The organism is Microcoleus sp. A6-C6 (assembly GCF_036705955.1).
Lineage (GTDB): Bacteria > Cyanobacteriota > Cyanobacteriia > Cyanobacteriales > Microcoleaceae > Microcoleus.
Window position 1 is genome coordinate 38539 of the sequence record NZ_JAUBVR010000005.1, and the last position, 25815, is coordinate 64353.

Genomic DNA, 25815 nt, shown 5'->3' on the forward strand with positions numbered 1-25815 from the left:
TATACAATGTTTATTTGCTGACTAGCTTAATCATCAAAATCTTGCAAAATCCACTCAACCCCCGCAGCTAAATTTGCAGCAATAAAATCCGGTTTAGTATGGTGCTGATACTCCCCGCTCAACACGCTTTCGCCGTAACCAGTCTGCACTAAAATACCAGTACAACCGGCATTGTGAGCCATATCAACATCAGTCGCTTTATCCCCCACCATAAAACTATTGGGCAAATCCAAATCGTGTTCCCAAGCCGCCGCTACTAACATCCCCGTATTCGGTTTTCGCCAAGTCGTATATCGCGTAAATTCTGGGTTTGTTCCGCCTTCCGCTTCGCTCAAATAAGGACAGTAATAAAGAGCATCTAACCTCGCTCCAGCTTCTTGTTCTAATAACAAACACAGGCGTTTGTGCAAAGCTTCAACATGGCTGACCGGATAATAACCCCTCGCAGGCCCGGATTGATTGGAAACCAAACAGCAAAATATTTGTCGATCATTTAAACGGCGTACAGCTTCAGCTATGCCTGGGATTAAATGCAAATCTTCTAGTTTGTGAATGTAGCCAGCTTCGATATTGAGAACGCCATCGCGGTCGAGAAATACTGCTCGTTTCATAGAATTGCGATCGGATTGTAGATACTGTCTGGAACTGTCAAGGAGTAGCGCTCAAATAATTGGAGTTTAAAGGCTTTTGGGATTTTAAGATGCCAAAAACCGTTTGACCTCAATTATACTCTAGCTACCATGAAAAATTCAAGCCAGTATCCATAGATATTGCAATTAATTGATCCGCCCCGTCACTACTTTTTGTACCAAGCTTGGCGCCACTCTTTCATTTGCTCAATTTCTTGCTTTTGCGAAGTCAGAATCTCTTGAGATAATTTCTTCATTTCCGGCCGTTTCGACTTCTTCAAAGCATCTTCAGCCATCACTAAAGCTCCTTCGTGGTGGGGAATCATCGCATTCAGAAATCGCAGGTCAAATTCAGCATCAGCCGCCCCTAAATCCATACTCATCATCATGCTTTGCATTTGTTCGGGAGTCATTGCCATCATGTCACCCATTTGAGCGTGATAAGCCATCGGTGTATTTTCGGCTTTGGCGTACCAGTTTTTTCGCCACTGTTTCATTTGATTGATTTCGCGGTTTTGAGCGGCAATCATGTTATTTGCTAGTTTTTTCATTTCCGGGCGTTTGGATTTATTTAGCACATCTTTCGCCATGTTTATAGCACCTTGATGGTGTACTGTCATGCCATCAATAAATCGCAAATCGTAGTTGGCATCAGCAGGGCCTAAATCCATTGACATATTGTGATTCATGCCATAATTCATGCCACCGCTGCCGCCTTGTGCCACGTCTTGCTTGTTGTTCGTTTGAGTTGCTGTCGTAACATTTGGGGCTTGAGTTTGGCTTGTCGGAGCTTTTGAACAAGCTGCAAGCACTCCGCTGGTTAAAACGGCTGTGGCGGTCAATGTCAGCGCTGCAAAGCCTGTTTTTAATGAAGTTGATTTCATTGATTTTATATCCTTAAAACTGCCATTTATATTTAGTTTCTCAGATAGAAATGAAATCAGGATGAAATTATTGATGATCATCTGTAAATAATTCTTGCTGTGCCGTCTCAGGTAGCGTGTTAAACCACTTTTTTCATAATTCCAGATTTATTTCGCAATTCCCTTGACTCTCCTGCTGACTGGAGACTTTACAATGGAGTTAATTCATTAATTGAGCAGAGTAGTTTCTGCTGAGGTTCCAATTATGACTTTACAGCTAAAAGTACCCAAGATGGCTTGTTCTGCTTGTGTGAATACAATAACCAAAGCAGTCCAAGCCATTGACTCAGCCGCCGCTGTTGAGGCGGATCTCAAGACAAAATTTGTCACGATTCAAACGGCTAAGGAGGAAAGTGAAGTTAGAAAAGCGATCGCATCTGCTGGCTATCCTGTAGATTAATTTTTAGGTCAACGCCAGCGGTTTCTAACTTTAGGAATACAGCCATTTCATCTTAATTTCACATTAGGGTGAAATGCTGAAAACTATAACCGTAGCGTCCAGCAATCGCACCAATCATTTCGAGCGCAATTCTCCTCAGTAATTTGGAAACTCGGTCATGCCAATTACTAAATACCTTGGCAACCTGCGCTCTTATTTAGTTTAGGAGTACCCTATGGACAATCTTACACTTAAACTGCGGGGAATGAGTTGTGCTTCTTGTGCTTCATCTATCGAACAAGCGATTAAATCTGTTCCCGGCGTAATTGAGTGCAGCGTCAATTTTGGGATGGAACAAGCAGCTATCCAATACGACTCTAAGCAAACCAATTTAGCAGCAATTCAATCAGCGGTTGATGCTGCGGGATACGAAGCTTTGCCACTTCAAGAAATGGCGGCTGAGGATGATTCAGCCAAAGCCGATCGCAAATCTGAGTCTCAAAACTTGCAGCGAAAACTCTGGACAGCAGGTATCATCAGCATCCTGCTGTTTGTGGGTGGTATTCCAGCCATGACTGGCTTGCACCTGCCATTCATCCCCGCATGGCTGCACAATTTTTGGCTGCAATTAGTGCTGACATCACCGGTACAGTTTTGGTGCGGCAAATCATTCTATGTGGGCGCTTGGAAATCCCTAAAACGGCGCGTCGCGACAATGGATACCCTGATTGCTTTGGGAACGAGTGCAGCCTACTTTTATTCGGTATTTGTGACATTTTTCCCCGGTTTTTTTACGGCTCAAGGTTTGACTCCTAGCGTTTACTACGAAGTGGCCGCCAGCGTTGTCGCCTTAATTTTGTTGGGGAAAACCCTAGAAAATCGGGCTAAGGGAGAGACTTCGGAAGCTATTCGCAAACTCATGGGTTTGCAAGCAAAAACTGCTCGGATAGTTCGCAACGGGGAAGAGTTGGAAGTGCCGATCGCCCAAGTGGAAATTGGCGACATCGTACAGGTGCGGCCGGGCGAGCAAATCCCCGTAGACGGAGAGGTAATTGAAGGCTCTTCGACGGTAGACGAAGCAATGGTTACGGGAGAAAGTTTGGCTGTCAAAAAGCAGCTTGGCGACGAAGTGATCGGAGCGACAATTAACAAAACTGGCAGCTTTAAGTTTCGCGCGACAAGAGTTGGCAAAGATACATTTTTAGCTCAAATTGTCAAGATGGTGCAGGAGGCACAGGGTTCAAAAGCACCGATTCAAAAGTTAGCAGACCAAGTAACTGGTTGGTTTGTTCCCGTAGTAATTGCCATCGCTTTAGCTACTTTTATTATTTGGTTTAATGCGACGGGTAACTTCACTTTGGCGACTGTGACAATGGTGGAAGTGTTAATTATTGCCTGTCCCTGTGCTTTGGGTTTGGCGACTCCGACTGCTGTGATGGTGGGAACTGGTAAAGGTGCGGAAAACGGGATTTTAATTAAAGGAGCCGATAGTTTAGAATTAGCGCAAAAAATTCAAATTATTGTGTTAGATAAAACTGGGACTCTCACGGAAGGGAAGCCGACTGTAACTGATTTTGTGACTGTTAAAGGAACGGCGGATAGCAATGAGTTAAAGTTGCTACAATTGGCGGCTTCTGTAGAACGAAATTCGGAGCATCCTGTCGGGGAAGCTGTTGTGAGATACGCTAAATCTCAAGAGGTGAATTTGACAGATGTTCGGGATTTTGAGGCCGTCGCGGGTAGCGGTGTGCGAGGGGTTGTGGGCGGAAAGTCGATCGCCCTGGGAACACTCAGGTGGATGCAGGAATTAGGCTGCGATACTGAATATCTGGAGCTGCGCGCGCGAGCTTTGGAAGTTTCGAGCAAAACGGTGGTTTGGATGGCTGTAGAGGGCAAAATTGAGGCAATTCTGGGCATTGCTGATGCCCTCAAACCGTCGTCAGCGCAGGCGGTGAAAGCGCTGCAAAAACTCGGTTTGGAGGTGGTGATGCTGACTGGGGATAATCGATCGACTGCGGAGTCGATCGCCCAATCTGTCGGTATTACTCGCGTTTTTGCCGAAGTTAGACCAGACCAAAAAGTCGCTAAAATCCAAGCGCTGCAAGGGGAAGGCAAGATTGTGGCGATGGTGGGAGACGGGATTAATGATGCACCGGCTTTGGCCTTAGCAGATGTGGGAATTGCGATCGGTACCGGCACCGATGTGGCGATCGCAGCCAGCGACATTACCTTAATTTCAGGAGATTTGCAAGGCATAGTTACAGCAATTCAACTGTCACGCGCTACCATGCGGAACATCCGCGAAAACTTGTTTTTTGCCTTTATTTACAACATCGCTGGAATACCGATCGCCGCGGGCATTTTGTACCCAATTTTTGGCTGGCTGCTAAATCCGATTATCGCCGGTGGTGCAATGGCTTTTAGTTCGCTTTCGGTAGTGACTAATGCTTTGCGCTTGCGGAATTTTAAAGTTAAATCTGTTGCGTAAATTATGAGGAATTTGAAAAATGTTTAGTCAGCGTCAAATTTTAGGAAGCATCGGAAGTTTAGGAATTATAGTGGGAATGGCTTTCGGAGTCCAAGCTTCCCAAATGCCATTCAAAAATTCTACTTCAACCACTCAATTTCGCCCCATTCAACAACCATTCGGTTTAAAAGTTGGCGTAACTCTAGGAGGGTTGGCATTAATTGGTCTAGAATTGTGGTGGTTTCTATTTAGTAAAACTCAAGGGCAGCAAGCTGAGTCTATTCAGGGAATACAAGAGTTAACTATTACTGTAGACGGGGGTTATGAGCCTTCCACTGTAGTTGTGAAAGCAGGTCAATTAGTCAGGCTCAATTTCTTGAGGCGCGACCCAAATAGTTGTCTTGAAAAAGTGTTGTTACCAGATTTTCACATTGTGCGAGAATTACCTCTAAATCAGGTAACGGCTGTTGAATTCACTCCTCAAAAACCTGGACGATACCTATTTACTTGCGGCATGAATATGTTTAGGGGTGTGGTGGAAGTACAAAGCTAAATCAAATAGACAGTTATCAACCTGCGGCAACTGCGACGGTTGAGGCGCGAGTTTTTTAAGCAAGAAATCGCTAAAATAGATGAAAGCTTAAGAAATTTGGAGTGAGCTAAATGCAACTACTACACACGATGCTCCGAGTCGGCAACCTGGAAGAGTCCCTCAAATTTTACACCGAGGTTCTGGGCATGAAATTGCTGCGGCAAAAGGACTATCCAGACGGTAAATTTACTCTGGCTTTTGTGGGCTACGGCGACGAATCCGATACTACGGTTTTGGAATTAACATATAACTGGGGTGTCGCAGAGTACAATTTAGGCGATGCTTACGGTCATATTGCGATCGGCGTTGACGACATTTACGGTACTTGCGAAGCAATTAAAGCCTGCGGCGGTAAAGTTATTCGGGAACCAGGCCCGATGAAACACGGTTCAACTGTCATCGCTTTTGTGCAAGACCCAGATGGATATAAAGTTGAATTAATTCAACTGGAAAATCCACTCGACTAATCCAAGAAACCGGGTTTCTGCGATATTTTTGGTATCCTCACGAGATTTTGCAAGAAACCCGGTTTCTGAGGCTCCACACGATCGCTGTTATCATCAAATCACTTCAGATCAGAAGGGAACGACTATGCAAACCCAAGAAAAACCAGCAATCGCCAAGCAACCGCCAACCGAAAAACGCCACTACACCCCGGAGGAATATCTCGCATTAGAAGAAAGTGCGATCGACAAAAGTGAATACCATGATGGAGAAATCATACCCATGACAGGCGGAACAGCGAACCACAATAAAATTGCACTAAATTTTTGCCGAAAATTCCCCTTGAGTGTGAATGGTCAAGATTACGAGACTTTTATCAATGATCTGCGGCTGTGGATACCCCTAACTCGCCGCTACGTCTATCCCGATATCATGGTGATTCAAGGAGAACCACAATATCAAGGAAGTAACAAAACAATTGTTACAAATCCTCTGGTAATCGTCGAGGTTTTATCGAATTCAACCAAAGACTACGATCGCGGTGGTAAATTTCTCGCCTATCGCTCAATTCCTGAATTTCAGGAATACATTTTAGTAGATCAATATAGCTATCACATTGAGCAATTTGCCAAAAACTCTAACGGGAAATGGGTATTAACAGAATATGATTCAGAGGAATCTCTATTAATCCTAGAATCCGTAGAATTTCAAATGCCACTGAGAGAGATTTACGAACGAATTAACTTTGATGTTAAAGACGAAGAAGTCAGCCAGCCAACAAGTAATATTGAAGAATAATATCGAGTTTTCCCCCAATCCAAGAAACCGGGTTTCTGCGATAATTTTGGCATCTTCACCGAGGTTGAATGAAGAAACCCGGTTTCTGACTAGCACACATCGCCCCCCAATCCAAGAAACCGGGTTTGTGCGATATTTTTGGCATACTCACGAAGATTTAGTGAAGAAACCCGGTTTCTGACTCCCAATTTATGGCTTATTCTTAGGAACCTTTAAGACTTTATCCTTCGCCATTTTGTCAACAATTACGTCGCTGATAATGTGAGCTCCGTGGGAAGTAAAATGCACGCCGTCATTAATTTTTACATAGCCTCGCTTCCCCGATTTGTCAGCAACTATCGGAACAAATTTTCCCGATTCTGCAAAAGTTTCCCAAGTAGAAATAAATTCAATTTTGGGAGAAGCTTTTTTAGCATTTTTATAAATATTGTTCATGATTGGAAAAGCTTTGATATACGCAGATCTATTAGAGTTAGATTGACCTATCCAATACACTTTTCTTACGGAGGAAGAGCCAAGTAACTTGGCATATTTATCTACTCTTTCTTGATAAGCTTTTTGCCATTCTGGGGTCAGGATTGCCCGGTATTTTCCTTGAGAATCAATGATATCTTGAGGATCGTTGCCTCCGAACAAAATTATCACTACATCTGGTCGATAATCCTGGATAATTTCGCTGGTTCTGGCATACCAGTCATAATAATCTATCCGATTTAATCCGCTCGATACTTTGTAGTCAAGTTTTGTATTTGCGATATTGTATTTTTCCTTGAGAGTGTACTGGAGTTGAGTTCCTAAGTCGAACATTACGGAATCTCCAATAAATAAAAATTTGCGATAAGGTACGGTTAGTTTTGGTTTAGCTGGAGTTTGTTTTTTAGCAGGTTTTGGGGCTGCAACTGCCGATTTTGTTGCGGTTGTTACAGGAGAAGTTGCGGATTTTTTTGGAAGGCTATCGAAATTAATATCTTTAATTTTGCTCCAAAAATCTTGTTCTGATTTCCTGAAACCGTCTATTTCAATCTGGCGCGCTGCTTGTTTAATTTCGGAACTGGCTAAAGGAGTTGAAGAAAAGCTTTTCAGAAATAAGGATAAATTAGAAAACATTAAAGTGAGAATTACAGAAGTAACGATCAGCAAAAATTCTCGGTCTCTCATAAGAAGGAAGAAGGAAGAAGGAAGAAGGGAAGAAGGGAATAAGACATACACAGGAATCTTTTTAGCGATCCGTATTTTACGTTTAATTAGGTGGATTTACTTGCTTTTTTAGAAATTAAAGTAAATAAAAGGTGGGACGGTGCTCGGCCCCAGCATCAAGATAGCATACACGAACAGCGAAACTAAGACAACCCGAAAGAACAGGTTTTTTAAGGAAAATACGGTTTGCAATAGCTTGGAAATGCGATCGCCCCACAGGTTGATCGCGCCAATGACGGCAATTACTAGATACAATTGCCAAAAGTTGAATTGAAAAGTTGCAGCCGAAAAACGAAAGATTCCCTGAAAAAACCCGATCGCAGTTTCCCAGTTGGGAGTGCCGAAAAATACCCAACTACAGGTAACAAAGGTAAATGTTAACAACCAACTGAAAAATTTTGTAAATGTGGGAAAGCGATAGTCTATTTTCCAGCCGATAGCTTGGGGGATATCTTTACATAGATGGTTGACAACCAATCCTAAACCGTGAATTGCTCCCCAGACAATAAAGTTTAAACCTGCGCCGTGCCAAAATCCGCCGATCGCCATTGTCATCAGTAAATTTACGTACTTCCGCAATTTGCCGTATTTATTGCCGCCCAAGGGAAAGTAAAGGTAATCTCTCAGCCACTCGGAAAGACTGATGTGCCACCTTTTCCAAAATTCTTGCAAGCTGAGCGATCGGTATGGCATATTAAAGTTAGCAATGGGTTTGAAACCCAGCAAACAGGAGATGCCGTTAGCTAAATCCGAGTAGCCGCTGAAATCTACATAAATTAAACAGGAATAGGAAATTGCGGCGAGGATTAAATCGATGCTGCTGTATTGCTGGGGAACTTTGAATGGGAGTTGGGTGAAGTTAAACAAAAAGCTCGATAAAGTATATTTTTTGAAGAGTCCCGACAAAATTAAAACTATAACTTCTTCGATTTGATAATCGTATTTTTTAGGTGAATTTAGCTGCGTGTAAAATTCGCCAGCCCGCGAGATTGGCCCGGAGGCAATTTGGGGAAAGTAGGTAATGTAGGTGGCGTATTCTACAAATTTTGGACAGGAGATTTTGTGTTGGTAGCAGTCAATTAAATGGGAAATCATTCTAAAAGTGTAGAATGATACGCCGACGGGGGCGATTATTTGCAACACTTGAAAGGTAGCGGGAATCTGTAGCTGGTTTAGTACCTCAAATAAGGAAGTTACAAAGAAGTTGCAATATTTAAAGATGCCGAGGTTGGCAATGTTGAAAATTATGCCGGAGACGAAAGCAAGTTTTTTATATTTGCTGTGGCAGACAGCCCGGAGAATGATATAATTGTAGACAGTGCCTAAAACTAGGAGCCAGAGAAAATCAAAACTCCAAAAGGAATAAAATAATAAACTGGAAACTAGCAAGACAATTTTATATAAATCGATTTGAGGCTTCAAAGAGAGGATTGTGCTAAAAAGAATCAGGAAAAATACTAAAAATTGGTAAGTGGGAAATAACATAAATCTCAGTCGATTTTTTTTAAATGCTGGCAATATTTTCCTAAGTTCGATCGCGCGATCCGGTCAGACTACACCAAATTTTGGGGTGGATTGCGGACGGTAAGCTTGTACAAGCGGTCAATTGTGTGGCAACTTCCGCTCTTGTTAACCGCACTCATAGATTCACACATCGTGTTTCAAGATTATGATGGTTGTGAGACGATATATTGACGAATAACAACAGGAATCCCCTTGATTGTGAGGAACCAACGTGCAGCCAACAGACCCTAGCAAATTTACAGATCAAGCCTGGGAAGCCATAGTCAAATCCCAGGATGTAGCCCGCCGCTTTGCCAATCAGCAGCTAGAGGTTGAACATTTAGCGATCGCCATTCTAGAACAGCAAGCCCTAGCAAACAGCATTCTCAGCCAAGCTGGAGTCGATGTCCCCCGCTTGGCGCAGCAGTTAGATGCCTTTGCTAAACGACAGCCGAGAGTTGCCAACGCTGACCAACTATACCTTGGCCGCGGCTTAGAAGTGATGTTAGATGCTGCTGAGTCTGCCAGACAGACTTGGCAAGATAATTTTATCGCCGTTGAACATTTATTAATAGGCTTCCTAGAAGATGAACGAGTTGGTAGGCGATTGCTGACTAGGGGCGATGGGCCACCAGGCCGCCCCGGATACGATCGCAAACCAGCCCCAGGGACGATCGATCGCCCCAAACTCGATGAAGCAATCAAATCAATTCGCGCTACTACCAAAGTCAAAGATCAAAACCAAAGCCAAAGCCAAAGCCAAAGCCAAAGCCAAAGTCAAAGTCAAAACCAAAATCCCGAATCCAACTCCGACGCGCTGAGTAAGTACGGCCGCGATTTGACAGAAGCCGCCAAAGCAGGCAAACTCGACCCAGTAATCGGCCGCGATGAAGAAATTCGCCGTGTCGTCCAAGTTCTTTCGCGCCGCCAAAAAAACAATCCGGTGTTAATTGGCGATCCCGGAGTTGGAAAAACTGCGATCGCCGAAGGTTTAGCCCAGCGAATTGTTAACGGCGACGTGCCCGAATCTTTGAAAAATCGCCAACTATTCAGCCTCGATATGGGCAGTTTAATTGCTGGGGCAAAATTCCGAGGTGAATTTGAAGAACGATTGCGTTCTGTCCTGCGAGAAGTTATCGATTCCGACGGGCAAATTGTCCTATTTATTGACGAATTGCACACCGTTGTTGGCACTGGCGGCGGCGGCAGTTCCGGTTCGGGAATGGATGCTGGCAATTTGTTGAAACCGATGTTAGCCAGAGGCGAATTGCGCTGTATCGGCGCTACAACTCTCGATGAATTCCGCAAAAATATTGAAAAAGATCCGGCACTAGAACGCCGCTTTCAACAAGTATTTGTTGGCGAACCGACTGTGGAAGATACTGTTTCAATTTTGCGCGGATTGAAAGACCGCTACGAACGCCATCACGGGGTAAAAATTACCGATTCGGCGCTGGTTGCTGCTGCAACTCTGTCTTTTCGCTATATTTCCGATCGCTTTTTGCCGGATAAGGCGATCGACCTTGTAGATGAAGCGGCCGCCCATTTGAAAATGGAGATTACCTCCAAACCCGTGGAATTGGAAGGAATCGACCGCCGGGTGATGCAGTTGGAAATGGAAAAATTGTCGATTGAAGGCGAGGGAAAAGGTTCTCCCAGCCCCACCATCAGCCCCCGGATCGATCGCATCAAAACAGAGATTGACATCTTAAAAGTCAAGCAGGAAAAATTGTCATCTCAATGGCTGGGCGAAAAGCAGTTGTTGGATGCAATCAATAAATTGAAAGCAGAAGAAGACCAATTGCGAGTGCAAATCGAACAGGCAGAAAGAGCTTATGATTTGAATAAAGCGGCGCAGTTGAAATACGGTAAATTGGAGACTGCGGTGCGCGATCGCGAAGCCAAGGAAGCCGAACTTTTGAAACAGCAAGCTCAAGGTTCTTCACTGCTGCGGGAAAAAGTTACTGAGGGTGATATTGCGGAAATTGTGGCGAAATGGACGGGAATTCCGGTCAATCGGTTGTTAGAGTCGGAACGCCAAAAATTGCTGCAATTGGAAAGCCATTTGCACAAAAAAGTCATCGGTCAAGAGGAGGCTGTAACGGCGGTTGCTGCGGCGATTAGGCGGGCGCGGGCTGGTATGAAAGATCCCGGTAGACCGATCGGTTCTTTCTTGTTTATGGGCCCCACAGGCGTGGGAAAAACCGAGTTAGCGCGGGCGTTGGCGGAGTTCTTGTTTGACAGCGATGATGCGATCGTCCGCATCGATATGTCCGAATACATGGAGAAGCACAGCGTCTCCCGGTTAGTCGGAGCTCCCCCCGGATATGTCGGCTACGACGAAGGCGGACAACTTTCCGAAGCAGTGCGGAGACATCCTTATTCGGTAGTGCTGTTTGACGAGGTAGAAAAAGCGCACCCCGATGTATTTAACATTTTGCTGCAAGTGTTGGATGACGGCAGAATTACCGATTCTCAAGGTCGAGTTGTTGACTTTAGAAATACCGTAATTGTGATGACTAGCAATATCGGTAGCGATCACATTTTAGAGGTGTTTGCGAAGAAGGAAAAAACCGCCAAGAAACCAGCAACTCGCAAGCACGAACCGAAGGAGGTATCAATTCCCAAGACAGATTATAAAGTTGCTGATGATGGTACTGTCGAGGTGTCAGCCCAGCGAGTTGATATTGACAGTGAAGGTAAGACGGAAAGTAAGATTGAAATTAAGTCTGAAAACAAGTCTAACAATGAAAAATCCTTGACTCAAGAACGGGAGACAGACGAAGAGTACGAACAAATGCTAAAACGGGTGATGACTGCTTTGCGATCGCACTTCCGGCCAGAATTTCTCAATCGGGTGGATGAGATCATTTTGTTCCACACGTTGAGCAAGATCGAACTGCGGCAAATCGTCACCATCCAAGTGAAGCGGATCGAGCGGTTGTTGGCGGAGCAAAAAATCACTTTGGAACTCTCAGATGCGGCGAAAAACCATATCACAGATGTCGGTTACGATCCAGTTTATGGCGCTCGTCCCTTGAAACGCGCCATCCAGCGGGAGCTGGAAAACCCGCTGGCTAACAAGATTCTGGAAAATGCGTTTGTCGAAGGTGATACAATTGCGATCGACTGCGTAAATAACGCTTTGCAGTTTCGCAAAAAAGACTCTCTCCCCGCCCTGGTAGGTAACAGTTTGTAGCTGGATTTAGGAACAGGCTTTCTGGCCTGTTCCACCAAAAATAAATCTTCTTGTGTCCCAGAAAGCCTGGTAGTTTACAATCATGAAACAACTAACTAGAATCACTCTGAATCCAGAGGTAATGGGTGGAAAACCCTGCATTCGTGGCTTGCGAGTCACTGTTGGCACGATAGTCGGACTGATGGCATCGGGACACTCACCGTCCGACATTTTGCAGGCTTATCCCTACCTGGAAGAAGCAGATATATATGAAGCACTTGCCTATGCAGCGTGGCGAGTTGAAGAAGTAGAAATTCTTATCAAAATAGCGTGAAAATTTTGATTGATATGAACCTGTCACCTGAATGGACTCTCGTATTTACTAAATACGGAATAGAGTCTCTTCATTGGTCTACAGTCGGCGATCCTCGTGCCACTGATCGCGTTATTATGGACTGGGCGCGAGTAAATGGCTATGCAGTATTCACTCACGATTTAGATTTTGGTACACTGCTGGCAGCTACCCAAGCTGATTCTCCCACTGTAATTCAAGTGCGTATTCAAGATGTACTGCCTGCCAATATAGAGAGTTTGATTGTGGAAGTATTGCGTCAATTTGAGCCACAAATTGAGTCGGGGGCGTTCATTTCTGTGGATGAAACGCGATCTAGGGTGAGAATTTTGCCGATTACACTGCGATAACGCTTTCTGGCCTGTTCCACAAAAAATAAATCTTCTTGTGGAACAGGCCAGAAAGCCTGTTATTGAAAATAGTGAAGCGTGCTACTGAATATTACGAATTGCCCATCATGCGACTGGTATAAGCATCCATGCTGTATGCGGGAACGCGAACGCGGTAATCAATGTCTGTTCCAGTCACAGATTTTGCCAGTTGTTCAAAAGATTGATCATTCCAATTGCGATCGTGAATGGGCTTTGACTGTTCGCCCAGAAAATATGCTTGAGTACCAATCACTGAGGCCGCTACCCAACCGACGACCAAAAGAGCGATTACAATAATCATTTTTGTTTTTTCCTTAACTTTTGTTGCTTTATGTAAATAAATGTAACAAAATTTAGCAATCAACGTCAAGGTAGTGTAATGTCGTGCCAACCGTCCAGCAGGTACGGGATACCGCACCTTTGAGGGAAATATAGGGTGTAGTTAGCAAGCACCGGTATCCCAATTGTGAACTGTATCCGCAATAGCAAAATAGATTGTTTAATTTTTTAATTAAGAAATTATAAGTTTTGCGTTAATAAATTACGATTAAAACTCTGCCGCTAGCATGACGAATCGTGGCAAAATTATGCGTTATGATTTATCAGTTTGGATTTGAACTAACAAATCTCAATTACCAAATCGCCATTCCCAAATCAAAATTACCAATCACCATAAAAATTATGCCCAACTCAATGTTAAATGACGATCCATTGTGGTTCAAAGACGCCATCATTTACGAAGTACCAATTCGCGCTTTTGCAGACAGCAATGCAGACGGCATCGGCGACTTTCGGGGACTGACAGAAAAACTGGATTACCTGCAAAACTTGGGAGTAACAGCAATTTGGGTACTGCCATTTTTCCCCTCGCCGCTTCGAGACGACGGTTACGATACATCTCACTATACCACCGTCAACCCAATTTACGGCACGTTAGAGGACTTTAAAGAGCTTTTAGAAGCAGCGCACCAGCGGGGAATTAGAGTCATTATTGAGTTGATTGTCAACCATACTTCCGACCAGCACGCATGGTTTCAGCGAGCGCGCCGCGCCCCGAAAGGCAGTAACGAAAGAGATTTTTATGTGTGGAGTGATACGCCGGAAAAATATCAAGATGCTCGGATTATTTTTCAAGATTTTGAGACTTCTAATTGGGCTTGGGATGCGGTAGCAAAAGCTTATTACTGGCACCGTTTTTATTCCCATCAACCAGATTTGAATTACGACAATCCAGCCGTCCGCCAAGCTATCTTAGATGTGGTAGATTTCTGGTTGGAACTGGGAGTAGACGGACTGCGGATGGATGCGGTGCCTTACCTGTACGAGCGCGAAGGTACTAACTGCGAAAACTTGCCAGAAACTCACGTATTCCTGAAGCATTTGCGCAAGCACGTAGATGAGAAATTTCCCAACCGGATGCTGCTTGCTGAGGCGAATCAGTGGCCGGAGGATGCGGTTGAATATTATGCTGGTGGCGATGAATGTCACATGAACTTTCATTTTCCGCTGATGCCGCGTTTATTTATGGCTTTGCACATGGAAGATAGCTTCCCAATTAGCGATATTCTCCAGCAAACTCCGCAGATTCCCAATAATTGTCAGTGGGCATTATTTTTGCGGAATCACGATGAATTGACGCTGGAAATGGTGAGCGATGAAGACCGAGATTATATGTATCGGGTTTACGCTCAAGATACTCAGGCGAGAATTAATTTGGGTATCCGCCGCCGCTTGGCTCCGCTGATGGGAAACAACCGCCGCCGCATTGAGTTGATGAATGCTTTGTTGCTGTCTCTTCCTGGTACGCCGGTGCTTTATTACGGCGATGAGATTGGGATGGGTGATAATATCTATTTGGGCGATCGCAACGGGGTGAGAACTCCGATGCAGTGGAGTAGCGATCGCAATGCAGGTTTCAGCCGCGCTAACCCGCAGCGGCTGTACGCGCCGCCAATTGTTGACCCTGAATATCACTACGAATCGGTTAACGTGGAAGCGCAGCGGGCGAATCCGAGTTCTCTGTGGTGGTGGATGAAACGCTTGATTGCTGTTCGCCAACGCTTCCAAGCATTCGGCCGCGGAACTTGCGAGTTTCTGTACCCAGAAAACCGCAAAGTTTTAGCTTTTGTGCGCACTTATCAAGACGAACACATTCTGGTAGTCGCTAATTTGTCGCGCTTCGTGCAGACGGCAGAATTAGACCTTTCACCGTTTAAAGGTGCTGTTCCGGTGGAGATTTTCGGTCGCACTGAGTTTCCGCAAGTTGGCGAGTCGCCTTACTTTTTGAGCTTGAGTCCTCACACGTTTTACTGGTTTACTCTTACTGTTAAACAAGAAGATTTTTCACACGGCTTTAAAACAGAGTTGCCGAGTTTGGCGGTCATCGGCAATTGGAAAAATGCTTTTGCTACAAGTCAATTAAGCGAGATGCTGCTCTCTCTTTTGCCTAATTACTTGCACAACCATCGCTGGTTTGTGGGTGCAGATAGGACGATTCAATCGTTAGAAATTAGCGATATCGTGCCTGTTGAATGCCACAATAGTACCGGAGATGATTCTAAAGTTTACATTCTGTTTTTGTTGTTGAACTATACTGAAGGAATGCCGGAAACTTATGTTTTGCCTTTAGGTTGGGAAGAGATCAAAGGTGATTTGGACGATCGGGCGATCGCGCGCCTGCACTTCCCTGAAAGCAACGAAGTCGGGGTGCTATTTGATGCTGCTGGGGACAAAGGCTTGCTGAGCGCGCTGCTGGGGGCGATCGCCAATTCTCGCAGTTACGCAGGTGCAGCAGGTCAACTGCTAGGAATTCCTGACATTGCATTCAGCTCAGAACAAGATTTATCCGACCTGGAGCCTCACCTGTTCAAAAAAGAACAAAGCAATACATCCGCAGGTTACGGCGATCAATTCGTCTTGAAAATATTGCGAAAAGTCGAGGAAGGCATCAACCCCGAATTAGAAATCGGACGCTTTTTAACAGAGCACAACCCGATCCAACACTACGCTCCAATTGCCGGAGCATTGGAATACCGCACAGCAGAAAAACAAGTAATTACAGTTGGAATACTGCAAAAACTCATCCCCGACAGTAGGGACGCTTGGTCTTATACATTAGACACACTACGCGACTATTTCGAGCAAGTAATGACAGTAGAAGCAAAGTATTCCGGCGAGTTTTTATCTACTTCTCCCGAAGATTATTTACCCAGCGCTTTGACCGCACAAATGCGACAGTCAAACTCGCTAGTAGCCGATTTATCCCTAGAAATTCCGGCATTAGCTCGCGAACTCATCGGCTCTTACTTAGCATCAGCCGAACTTTTAGGTCAGCGGACAGCCGAACTCCACCTCGCTTTAGCTTCTGAGCCAGAAAATCCCGCTTTTGCCCCTGAAAACTTCACCTCATTTTACCAGCGTTCTATCTATCAACAGATGAGAAATATGGCAGGAAGAACTTTGCTGCTGCTGAAAAAGCATTTGTCCAAACTGCCACCAGAAGCGCAAAAAATGGGACAAAGCATCCTCAACCGCGAAGATTTGCTCATGGAACGTTTCAAGTCTATTTTGAACTTGAGAATCACGGCCGATCGAATTCGCTGTCATGGGGACTTTCATTTTGGGCAAGTTCTTTATACGGGCAAAGACTTCGTAATTATTGATTTTGGAGGAGAACGCAATCGACCATTAAGTGAGCGGCGGATGAAGAGATCGCCCCTGCGAGATGTTGCGGGAATGCTACAATCTTTCAATTATGCTTCTGTTTTTGCACTCCGCAATGAAGTACAAAGTGGCATGATTCGCCCTGAAAATCTTCCGGAGATGCAGCAGTGGGCGAACGTTTGGCACCGCTGGGTCAGCCTCACTTTTCTTAACAGCTATTTGGTAACAGCAGCCGATGCAAATTTCTTACCCAAATCTATACCAGAACTGCAAGTTTTGCTGGATGCTTACATTTTGGAAAAAGGGGTTTCTGAGCTGGCCTACGAGCTCAATTACCGATTGGATTGGGCGGAAATTCCGCTGAAACGGATTCTAGAATTGCTGAATGTCAATTGAAGCGGATTCTGGAATTGCTGAATGTCAATCACAGGCCGTAGCTGATTTTTAAGTAGTGAGTAGGGTGCGCAGTGCGCACCTTATATTAACTAAATCTGCTTTGATATTGATTTTATCGGCGAATAGAATTCGCGACTACACAAACGAAGTCCGCCTTCGCGGACTCAAAAATAAACCACTTTGCATTACTTAAAATAAAGAGCTGCTTGATATAAAACTTGTTCTTGATGAGTTAACAAAGTGCAATCAGAAAGCGGGTAAGCAACACAAGTAACAGCGTAGCCAGCTTGCAATTCTGAGGGCTTCAAAAACTTTTGTTCGCTTTGGTCGATTTCACCGCTGAGCAGTTTGACAACGCAAGCAGAACACTCTCCTTGCTTGCATCCATTGGGCAAGCGGATGCCGGCTGCTTCTGCCATATCTAAGATATACTGGTCGTCCGGTACGGCGATCGTGCGATCGAGGGCGATCGCTTCATTCACTAGCCGAACTTGATAAACTGCCATTTCCACCTCTTATATTATGTCTGAGTTTGAGTTTCAGGAGTCGGCGGTTGAAACCGCTACTACACAAACGAAGTCCGCCTCCGCGGACTGAAGAATAATTGGTATTAGCGAATTTATCGGATACAACATTTAGACCAGTGCTTGTTGATATTCGAGATGTTCATCTAGATAAATAGCGCGAATATCCTCCGGCAAATTTGATTCTAAAGTTTGATATCCTTTTTGGAGCAAAGCCTTGACTTGAGCGGGCGAAATTGCTTCACCTTCTGCTTGCAAATAAGCTGCGATTCGAGTTTCGCTCCAGCGGAAAGTCTGAGCCATCAACACGACTAAACGCGGCAGTGGCGCTAACAATTCTAAGGCTTGTCTGACGTAACACCAGAGGGGAGGTGAAGCGGATTGCAGAGAGTAGTGAATCGACTCTACAGGGGGCAATTCGGCTTGATTGATGCAGATAGCGGTGACATTAATCAGCCAGTTTTGGAGGCTGAGATTGTCGCCATCAGAGTCTGGCATTTCGTGGCGCAAATCGAGGCCTCGGAGCTCGTGATAGATGTGCAGCCAAGTGTGGGCGAACAGGTAATCGCCTTGTACGGGCGATCGCACGGAATGGCGGATCAGGGAGTGGACAATTTGAGCGTAGCGGCAAAAAATTGCCGTGAAGAAGCGCCCTTGATCGGGATGGTTTTGAAACAAAGTCAATAATTCGCGATCGCTGTGGTGGAACAGGGATTTGACCACAGGATGGTTTAGTTCGGAAAAAACAGGTGTTTGCACAATTGTTCTGGAACGGTTGTGGGAATAAATGCTGGTGCAGCATGATTCTACACGATTTGTCGATCGACATTCCAGATTTGAGGGCGATTTTTTAGCGGTACGATGCCCGCAGATCGGTATTCCTGGCATTTTGCCGGTGTTTGAAGATAGTATATAATGTGAATCCGCGCGATCGAGCTTTTCACAGAGCAGAAAAGTTATGAAAAACTCAGGCTATATTACTCCCAATCAACAAGAACCCGTACCAGAAAAAGCTGTAGCGGTTGATGACGGTCAATTAAGAGCGATCGCCTACAGTATGGATGCTCTGATTCCCGGTTTTTATGCTTGGTTTGGCCCGCTTAAAATCCGTATTGGTGGCAGTGAAGCGGAAGAAACATATCCGGGAACAATTCACAGTTTTGCTGGGTTAGGGCTAGTATTGTCAGACTATCGAATCTATACCACTTATCAGGGGAGTTATGACCCTTGACAAGCACACAATTCAAGGTGTTTCGCCAATTCTATCTAAAACTTTGCCTGTAGCTGACTTTGAACAACTGATGTTTAATGCAGGTTACACTCGTATTGGCTCAGCTCCAGCAAAAGGCAGTAGAATTAAATTTTGGTGGAGTCATCCGACTTTTCCTAGAGTCGAGTCTATCTACAGTTCTGACTTAAAAACTGCCATAACTGCTTACCATGTTTAGTGATTCGCAGCGTGCAGAGTGCAGACCTTGCTAACACTTAAATGTTTGCACCACTGTTCTGTAACGCTTTTAAAAATAAATTGTATTTTAGCCAAATTTTACACTACCATATACATTTAATGCAACTGCTTAAATATTGTTGATATTTACGTCAATTTAATTATATAATGGAGTTGTAGGTGATGCTGCATCTATCTAAATTGATACATATAAACTATATGTATCCAGCGCACATCAAAAGATAATTTAGTGTTTCAAGGGTCAAGTGTTTCTATGTCTAGCATTAATACTGGTATCGAATGGACTGATAGAACATGGAATCCAACAACTGGCTGCGATAAAGTCAGTCCCGGCTGCACCCATTGTTATGCAGAAGCATTAACAAAGCGTTTCCATACTAATTTTCCTAACGGCTTTGATTTAACACTCCATAGGAATCGCTTGGAAGAACCAAAGCGCTGGAAAAAGCCTAGCCGTATTTTCGTCAACTCAATGAGCGATTTATTTCATGAAGAAGTGCCCATTGAATTTCTCAAAGAAGTTTTTGATGTAATGCGTGAAACTCCTTGGCACATATATCAAATCTTGACCAAAAGACACGAACGCCTTCGAGAAATCGCTGACGAATTAGAGTGGCATGATAATATTTGGATGGGAGTTTCAGTCGAAAATCAAAACTACGTTAACAGGATTGACTGTTTGCGGCAAGTGCCAGCTAAAGTCAGATTTTTATCATGCGAACCGCTTTTAGGTGATTTAGAACTCAATTTAAAAGACATTCACTGGGTAATTGTTGGCGGAGAATCGGGGGTAAAACACCGTCCCATGCAGGCTGAATGGGTCGATCGTATCAAGCAGCAATGTCAAGATGCGGAAGTAGCATTTTTCTTCAAGCAGTGGGGAGGTAGAACACCTAAAGCTGCTGGCAGACTTCTGGATGATAAAATTTGGGATGAGATGCCCGAAGCATGGGATCAACATCAAAAGCAATTCAATGGCTACACTTTCAGGATGAGTCGTAACTCAAATAAAGTAGTAGCAGCTACTTTGGTGGAAATGAAACTCTGACTTGCTCTCCAAATGTAATTTCTCCTCTTTGCTTCCTTCGTTCACTAGCTGGTGGATCTGCGATAATTTTACCTTGTTGTTCTAGTTTCTTAAGAGCTTCCTTGTAATTTTTACTAATGTAACGCTTGCCAACATGATGCTGATTGTAAATTTGTTCCATTGTCAGTGTTTGACCAGCAAATTCATCAAGAAGCATATTTTCAAGGTCATCGATCGGTTGAAAATCAAAGAGTGAAAGCTGAATAGCCGCCTGACTCTGATTGTATTCAAAAGAGGGTACTCCCTGAGTAAAAACAGAGCTTTTTTTAGCCATAATGTCTTTCATAATTGAGTGACCTAATTTATCCTTAGATACAAAAATAAGATAATGGCTAGTACGGCTACCACTAGATTTTTTGAAGCAAAAATTTTGAACGTGCGATCCTCCAACATCTTTCAATGCTTGACAAATAGCCTCTACAATAGTTGACTCTCGTTCTTCAGGCTGCATAGGTTTAAGTTTTTCCCTTAGCGCATTTGCTCGTTCTTTACCAAAAAGAGAGTTCATGTCTTCCTTGACAAATCTGTTATTTACATCCATGTTAATTCTGTTGTAATTAAAGAAAAATATGCACTCACTACCCCAATTACTGATGACTGAACCTATTAAATTAATTGATAAACCTTTATAACCAAAAGGGTCAATAAAAAAAAGTGTCGGTGCTGATTTTACATTATTTTTAATATCCTGGATGATTTCTTCTCCCACCTCCTTATTAAAAATAATTGGTTTGTGTTTTAAGGTGTGTATATCAGGTAAGGATGCTATTGCCTGATCGAGAGACTGAGTATTATTTGGGTCTATATCATTAAAAATTGTTACTAAAAGTTCTCTGATTTTTGGTTCTGCAATGGCACGCTCCAAAATAAGTAATGGTGTAGACTTAGAACCATCTTGATAGCGACCAGGACCAGAAAATAGATCTACGTATGCAATATTTTCTGGTCTTTTTGGGCTTGGTCTTTTTTGGATTTGAGAAATAATTACCTGAGCCCATGCCCCAAAGTATTTAGTGACTATATCAATTTTGACTAAAGACTGTTCTGTAGGCCTATCAAAGAAAGAATTATTAACCATAACTTTGCGTCCCCAATATCAATGATTATTACATTTTAGTGAATTATACTACTATTTTGCTCTACCATAACCGCCGCCACCCGGAGTCTCAATTACAAACACATCCCCCGATCGCATTTCCACACTCGCCGTACTTCCCAACTCCTCAACATTTCCATCAAATCTCTCAACATAATTCCGCCCAACTTTCCCCGATTCACCCCCATGCAAACCGCAGGGAGAAATCACCCGCCGCCCCGATAAAATACCCGCCGTCATATCCTCCAGAAACCGCACTCGCCGCACCACTCCATTACCTCCGCGATGAGCTCCATTCCCGCCGCTATTAGCCCGGATTGCAAAACTTTCTAACAACACCGGAAACCGCCATTCTAATACTTCTGGATCGGTTAAACGCGAATTAGTCATGTGAGTTTGCACCGCATCAGTACCGTCAAAACTTGCACCAGCACCCGAACCGCCGCAAATTGTTTCATAATATTGATAGCGGTTATTTCCAAAGGTGAAATTATTCATAGTGCCCTGGGAAGATGCGATCGCCCCCAGTGCACAATACAAAGCATCCGTAATATTCTGCGACGTTTCCACATTTCCCGCCACCACAGCCGCCGGATAGCGCGGATTCAGCATACAGCCTGCCGGATTGATGATTTCCAGAGGTTTCAAACAGCCCGCATTCAGAGGAATATCGTCATCTACCAAGGTGCGGAAAACATACAGCACAGCCGCTTTACACACCGCAACCGGAGCATTAAAATTGTTAAATTGCTGAGAAGATGTGCCAGTAAAATCTATTTTTGCACGGCGCGCCGACTTGTTAATTGTAATAGCTACCTTAATCTGTCCGCCACTATCCATCGGATAAGTAAACTCGCCATCTTTCAAAACATCAATTACCCGCCGCACTGATTCTTCAGCATTATCTTGCACAAAACCCATATAAGCTTGTACTGTTTCTAAACCGTAATGTTCAACCATCTTGAGAAGTTCTGCTACACCGCGATTATTTGCAGCAACTTGAGCTTGCAAATCCGCGATGTTTTGTGCGGGATTGCGAACCGGGAAATCCCCGGATGTGAGAATTTCTAGTAATTCTGGTTCTCGAAATTTTCCCTCGCTAACTAGCTGGAAATTGTCAAACAATACGCCTTCTTCAGTGACTATTTTACTGTTGGGAGGCATGGAACCGGGAGTGATACCGCCGATGTCGGCGTGGTGTCCCCGCGAAGCCACATAAAACAAAGGAAGGGAGGAAGAATTATCAAATATGGGAGTAATTGCGGTGATATCTGGTAAATGCGTGCCGCCGTTGTAGGGATTGTTAGAAACATAAACATCCCCAGGTTTAATTGTATGACTTTGTGATAAAATTAAAGCTTCTACGCTTTCGCTCATTGAACCTAGATGCACGGGAATGTGCGGCGCGTTGGCAACTAATTGCCCGTTTTTGTCGAATACTGCACAGGAAAAGTCGAGGCGTTCTTTGATGTTGACGGATGAACTTGTGTTTTGTAATGTAACGCCCATTTGTTCGGCGATCGCCCGAAATAAGTTATTAAAAATTTCCAGCAAAACAGGATCTGCTGCAACCGCAGATAAACGCGAATTAACGCGGATGCGAGCTGCGTCTATCTCCGTGGATCGGCGGTTCAAAATTAAATCGTTATTTTCCGTGATCGTCGCTTCCCATCCAGGCTCTATAATATTAGTTCCAGTTGCTTCTACGATCGCAGCCGGGCCGCTAATGTCGTCGCCCGATCGCAAATCTTCCCTCCGATACACAGGCGTTTCCCGCCACTCGCCAGCAACATACATTTGCACGGTAGAGATTGGCTGGTGGGCGATCGATTCCGCATCACGAGAATTAGCAACTGTCGATTCATCCGCCACATTCATAATTTCTACAACTTCCACCGAAACCGCTTCGACAATTAGCGATTTTTCCGGCATAATAAAACTGTATCGCTGTCGGTGCAAGACTTCAAACTCAGCCTGCATCTCCTCAAGATTTCCCGCAAAATTTACCAGCAAAACCGAATCACTTCCCTGATATTTTAAGCGCAACTTCCTAATAACTAAAACCTCTGACTCATTCTCTGTGCCCTCTGCGCCTCTGCGGTTCAATTCCCTCTTTCCCTCCGCCTCCAATTGCCCTAAAATATCCTGTAAATCATCAATTAATTCACCAGTTAATAATTCCTCGATCGCCCTTTCGCGCATAACCCGCACATCAGCCAAACCCATACCGTAGGCGGATAACACCCCCGCGTAGGGGTGAATAAACACCCGTTTCATGCCCAAACAATCGGCGATCGCACAAGCGTGTTGGCCGCCCGCGCCGCCGAAACAACACAATGTATACTCCGAAACATCATAACCGCGCTGAAGCGAGATTTTTTTCACCGCATTAGCCATCTTTTCCACGGCGATCGCCAAAAACCCCTCCGCCACCTGTTCCGGTGTCTTCTCGCGCCCAATTTCCCCCGCTAACTGCACGAATTTTTGCTTGACTACCTCAGTGGCGATCGGCAAATCTCCCGTCAATCCAAACACCTTCGGGAAAAAATCCGGTTGAATTTTCCCCAACATCACATTACAATCAGTCACCGTCAAAGGCCCGCCTTTCCGATAGCAAGCGGGGCCTGGATTAGCGCCCGCAGACTCCGGCCCGACGCGGTAGCGCGCCCCGTCAAAAAACACAACGGAACCGCCACCGGCTGCTACAGTGTGAATTGCCATCACGGGCGATCGCAATCTCACCCCAGCAATTTCTGTCTCGAATTCCCGTTCGTATTCGCCGTTAAAATGGGCAACATCTGTCGATGTCCCGCCCATATCAAAGGTAATAATTTTATCGAAACCAGCCTTTTTACTGGTTTGAACTGCACCGACAATTCCCCCAGCAGGCCCGGATAAAATACTATTTTTTCCTTGAAATTTGGCGGCATCTACTAAGCCGCCGTTTGACTGCATAAACATTAATTTGGGGATGTGGGAATCGGGCATTGGGCATTGGGCATTGGGCATTGATAATCCCTCATTAACCTCGTTTACAGGCTCTGCCTGGAAACGCAGATCCAGAGGCTCTGCCTCGATTAATTCATGGGTGATTTGTTCGACATAACGGCGTAAAATCGGAGACAAATAAGCATCGACAACCGCAGTATCTCCCCGCGAAACTAATTTCATTAAAGGGCTGACTTCGTGAGATAATGAAATTTGAGTAAAGCCAATTTTTTTGGCTATTTGAGCAACTTGTTTTTCGTGTTCCGAGTAGCGGTAGCCGTGCATAAAGACGATCGCACAACTGCGAATTCCGTCATCATAGGCTTGCTGCAAAGATGGGATAAAATCCAAATTCACAGCCATTAACTCCTCACCTTTGGCGCTGTAGCGTTCCGCAACTTCGATCGCGCGATCGTACAGCATTTCTGGTAAAATAATGTGGCGGGCGAAGATATTCGGGCGGTTTTGATAGCCAATTCTCAGCGCATCGCCGAAACCCTTAGTAATTAGCAGAATAGTGCGATCGCCCTTACGTTCCAGCAAAGCATTTGTCGCCACCGTCGTACCCATTTTAATCGCTGCAATCTCCCCCGCCGGGATCGATTCCCCCGCCGCAATCCCCAAAATATCCCGAATTCCTTGCACTGCTGCGTCGGTGTAGCGATCGGGATTTTCCGACAGCAGCTTGTGAATTACGAGCTTACCATCGGGCTTTTGGGCTACTATATCGGTAAAAGTGCCGCCGCGATCGATCCAGAATTGCCAGGAAGTGCGATCGGGAAAATCAGCATTAATATCTTTATCTCTCATCTTCCTTCTTCCTTCGCGCCCTTCGCGCCTTCGCGGTTCGTTAAAAAAATCTATAGATATCGAATAGCCTCAACCAAACCCCGACAAACACCCGCAAGAAAATCCAAATCCAAAGTCTCAATCTTATCACTCGCTTGATGATAATGCGGATTCCGCATATTAGCCGTATCCGTCACCATAATAGCCGGATAACCATTATCCCAAAAAGGAGCATGATCGCTGAGGCGAGTATCCGGTACAATTAAACCTCGATTCGGCACCGGCAGCCACTCGCAAGCTTGACCAGATTTGCGGATATTTCCGCTCAAGGCCATCATATCGCGAACAGTCCGCAAGTTCCCGATTAAAGCAATAAAATTGCCAATATTCGGATAAAAATATTTTAGTCCCGCCGGATAGCTTTGGGAGTTCGGATTATGGTTGCAATAACCCAACATTTCCAAAGAAATCATCAACCGAATTGACTGTTTCTGTTGTTTGTATTTAGCTGCATGATGACGGCTTCCCCAACAACCAGCTTCTTCCATATCGAAGGCAATTAATTGTACTGGATATTTTAGTGGCTGAAGTGCGATCGCCCTAGCCAATTCCAGCAACACAGCCACCCCAGTAGCATTATCATCCGCCCCAGGCGTACCAGGTACAGAATCGTAATGAGCACCGATAATAATCGGCAAATTTTCTTGCTTCCCCCCATTGCTAAAGGGAGGAAATTTTTCTGGCTCCCCCCCCTTAGCAAGGGGGGGATTGAGGGGGGGTAAATCTAAGATAAAATTGTGATGAATTCGCCCGCGCACCGCAAAATCGTCAATTTCTACAGTTCCCCACTCTCCCAATTGTTCGCGGATGTATTGCTGGACATAGAAATGCCCTGCGGATGCCAAGTAAGGATTGCGATCGCGTATAATTTGAATTAGGTGACTGTGCAGGCGTTCTTTGAGCTCCATGCG

At 44.7% G+C, this 25815-nt stretch carries 22 protein-coding genes; 12 read left to right on the top strand and 10 right to left on the bottom strand.

What is annotated here, in order from left to right:
* Window positions 1–26: 26 nt before the first annotated feature.
* Together QUB52_RS03870 and QUB52_RS03875 are read right to left on the bottom strand one after the other, a co-directional pair.
* The gene (locus tag QUB52_RS03870) at window positions 27–611 is read right to left on the bottom strand and encodes a D-glycero-alpha-D-manno-heptose-1,7-bisphosphate 7-phosphatase (protein ID WP_265235603.1); all 585 of its coding nucleotides are present in this window, start codon (window positions 609–611) and stop codon (window positions 27–29) included.
* 185 nt (window positions 612–796) lie between these two features.
* Entirely contained in the window at window positions 797–1513 is a 717-nt protein-coding gene (locus QUB52_RS03875) for a DUF305 domain-containing protein (RefSeq protein ID WP_332972456.1), read from the bottom strand.
* A 244-nt stretch (window positions 1514–1757) separates the two neighbouring features.
* On the opposite strand from QUB52_RS03875, the gene QUB52_RS03880 reads away from it, so the two are divergent.
* The 5 genes from QUB52_RS03880 to QUB52_RS03900 all read left to right on the top strand — a co-directional run bounded on the left by QUB52_RS03880 (window position 1758) and on the right by QUB52_RS03900 (window position 6232).
* The gene (locus QUB52_RS03880; protein ID WP_265235601.1) at window positions 1758–1952 is read left to right on the top strand and encodes a heavy-metal-associated domain-containing protein; all 195 of its coding nucleotides are present in this window, start codon (window positions 1758–1760) and stop codon (window positions 1950–1952) included.
* Window positions 1953–2166: 214 nt separating this feature from the next.
* Window positions 2167–4419, top strand: coding sequence for a heavy metal translocating P-type ATPase (locus QUB52_RS03885; RefSeq protein ID WP_332972457.1), 2253 nt, complete (start codon window positions 2167–2169; stop codon window positions 4417–4419).
* Window positions 4420–4438: 19 nt separating this feature from the next.
* Entirely contained in the window at window positions 4439–4951 is a 513-nt protein-coding gene (locus QUB52_RS03890; RefSeq protein WP_265235599.1) for a cupredoxin domain-containing protein, read from the top strand.
* A 110-nt stretch (window positions 4952–5061) separates the two neighbouring features.
* On the top strand, window positions 5062–5457 hold the full coding sequence (gloA, locus tag QUB52_RS03895; protein ID WP_332972458.1) for a lactoylglutathione lyase: 396 nt from the start codon (window positions 5062–5064) through the stop codon (window positions 5455–5457).
* Between the two features lie 124 nt (window positions 5458–5581).
* Window positions 5582–6232, top strand: coding sequence for a Uma2 family endonuclease (locus QUB52_RS03900; protein WP_265235597.1), 651 nt, complete (start codon window positions 5582–5584; stop codon window positions 6230–6232).
* A 189-nt stretch (window positions 6233–6421) separates the two neighbouring features.
* Here the strand turns inward: QUB52_RS03900 and QUB52_RS03905 are convergent, their stop codons facing one another.
* Both QUB52_RS03905 and QUB52_RS03910 read right to left on the bottom strand, forming a co-directional pair.
* The gene (locus tag QUB52_RS03905) at window positions 6422–7372 is read right to left on the bottom strand and encodes an SGNH/GDSL hydrolase family protein (RefSeq protein WP_265235596.1); all 951 of its coding nucleotides are present in this window, start codon (window positions 7370–7372) and stop codon (window positions 6422–6424) included.
* A gap of 126 nt (window positions 7373–7498) precedes the next feature.
* Window positions 7499–8914 (bottom strand): MBOAT family O-acyltransferase, encoded by a 1416-nt coding sequence (locus QUB52_RS03910; protein ID WP_332972459.1) that lies wholly within the window; start codon window positions 8912–8914, stop codon window positions 7499–7501.
* Window positions 8915–9164: 250 nt separating this feature from the next.
* On the opposite strand from QUB52_RS03910, the gene QUB52_RS03915 reads away from it, so the two are divergent.
* The 3 genes from QUB52_RS03915 to QUB52_RS03925 all read left to right on the top strand — a co-directional run bounded on the left by QUB52_RS03915 (window position 9165) and on the right by QUB52_RS03925 (window position 12812).
* Entirely contained in the window at window positions 9165–12131 is a 2967-nt protein-coding gene (locus tag QUB52_RS03915) for an ATP-dependent Clp protease ATP-binding subunit (RefSeq protein WP_332972460.1), read from the top strand.
* Window positions 12132–12213: 82 nt separating this feature from the next.
* Entirely contained in the window at window positions 12214–12444 is a 231-nt protein-coding gene (locus tag QUB52_RS03920) for a DUF433 domain-containing protein (RefSeq protein WP_265235593.1), read from the top strand.
* Complete coding sequence (locus QUB52_RS03925; RefSeq protein ID WP_265235592.1) at window positions 12441–12812, top strand: DUF5615 family PIN-like protein; 372 nt, start codon at window positions 12441–12443, stop codon at window positions 12810–12812. Before QUB52_RS03920 ends, QUB52_RS03925 begins: the two co-directional genes overlap by 4 nt.
* 91 nt (window positions 12813–12903) lie before the next feature.
* Here QUB52_RS03925 and QUB52_RS03930 read toward each other — a convergent pair whose 3' ends face one another.
* Window positions 12904–13134, bottom strand: a complete 231-nt coding sequence (locus QUB52_RS03930) for a photosystem II protein, Psb35-related (protein WP_265235591.1) — start codon at window positions 13132–13134, stop codon at window positions 12904–12906.
* Between the two features lie 380 nt (window positions 13135–13514).
* Between QUB52_RS03930 and treS the strand changes: the two genes are divergently transcribed.
* Window positions 13515–16892 (top strand): maltose alpha-D-glucosyltransferase, encoded by a 3378-nt coding sequence (gene treS / locus QUB52_RS03935; RefSeq protein ID WP_332972500.1) that lies wholly within the window; start codon window positions 13515–13517, stop codon window positions 16890–16892.
* Window positions 16893–17077: 185 nt separating this feature from the next.
* Here the strand turns inward: treS and QUB52_RS03940 are convergent, their stop codons facing one another.
* Window positions 17078–17398: a 2Fe-2S iron-sulfur cluster-binding protein gene (locus QUB52_RS03940; protein ID WP_265235590.1), complete on the bottom strand. Its 321-nt coding sequence runs from the start codon at window positions 17396–17398 to the stop codon at window positions 17078–17080.
* Window positions 17399–17527: 129 nt separating this feature from the next.
* Window positions 17528–18175, bottom strand: coding sequence for an RNA polymerase sigma factor (locus tag QUB52_RS03945; protein ID WP_265235640.1), 648 nt, complete (start codon window positions 18173–18175; stop codon window positions 17528–17530).
* 199 nt (window positions 18176–18374) lie between these two features.
* Between QUB52_RS03945 and QUB52_RS03950 the strand changes: the two genes are divergently transcribed.
* From QUB52_RS03950 to QUB52_RS03960, 3 genes are all read left to right on the top strand, one after another.
* A complete protein-coding gene (locus tag QUB52_RS03950; RefSeq protein ID WP_332972461.1) occupies window positions 18375–18647 on the top strand; it encodes a hypothetical protein in 273 nt (90 codons plus the stop codon).
* Window positions 18637–18864, top strand: a complete 228-nt coding sequence (locus QUB52_RS03955; protein ID WP_332967359.1) for a hypothetical protein — start codon at window positions 18637–18639, stop codon at window positions 18862–18864. The genes QUB52_RS03950 and QUB52_RS03955 overlap by 11 nt, the downstream gene beginning before the upstream one ends.
* Before the next feature lie 273 nt (window positions 18865–19137).
* Entirely contained in the window at window positions 19138–19932 is a 795-nt protein-coding gene (locus QUB52_RS03960; RefSeq protein ID WP_332972462.1) for a DUF5131 family protein, read from the top strand.
* Here QUB52_RS03960 and QUB52_RS03965 read toward each other — a convergent pair.
* From QUB52_RS03965 to QUB52_RS03975, 3 genes are read right to left on the bottom strand one after another with little or no spacing between them, the layout of a single operon-like run.
* The gene (locus QUB52_RS03965) at window positions 19907–21049 is read right to left on the bottom strand and encodes a three-Cys-motif partner protein TcmP (RefSeq protein ID WP_332972463.1); all 1143 of its coding nucleotides are present in this window, start codon (window positions 21047–21049) and stop codon (window positions 19907–19909) included. The two genes, QUB52_RS03960 and QUB52_RS03965, sit on opposite strands and share 26 nt — an antisense overlap.
* Window positions 21050–21100: 51 nt before the next feature.
* Window positions 21101–24865 carry a hydantoinase B/oxoprolinase family protein gene (locus QUB52_RS03970; protein ID WP_332972465.1) on the bottom strand — a complete coding sequence of 1255 codons (3765 nt, stop codon included), beginning with the start codon at window positions 24863–24865 and terminating at the stop codon, window positions 21101–21103.
* Window positions 24866–24915: 50 nt separating this feature from the next.
* Window positions 24916–25812 carry a M20/M25/M40 family metallo-hydrolase gene (locus QUB52_RS03975; protein ID WP_332972466.1) on the bottom strand — a complete coding sequence of 299 codons (897 nt, stop codon included), beginning with the start codon at window positions 25810–25812 and terminating at the stop codon, window positions 24916–24918.
* Window positions 25813–25815: the final 3 nt, after the last annotated feature.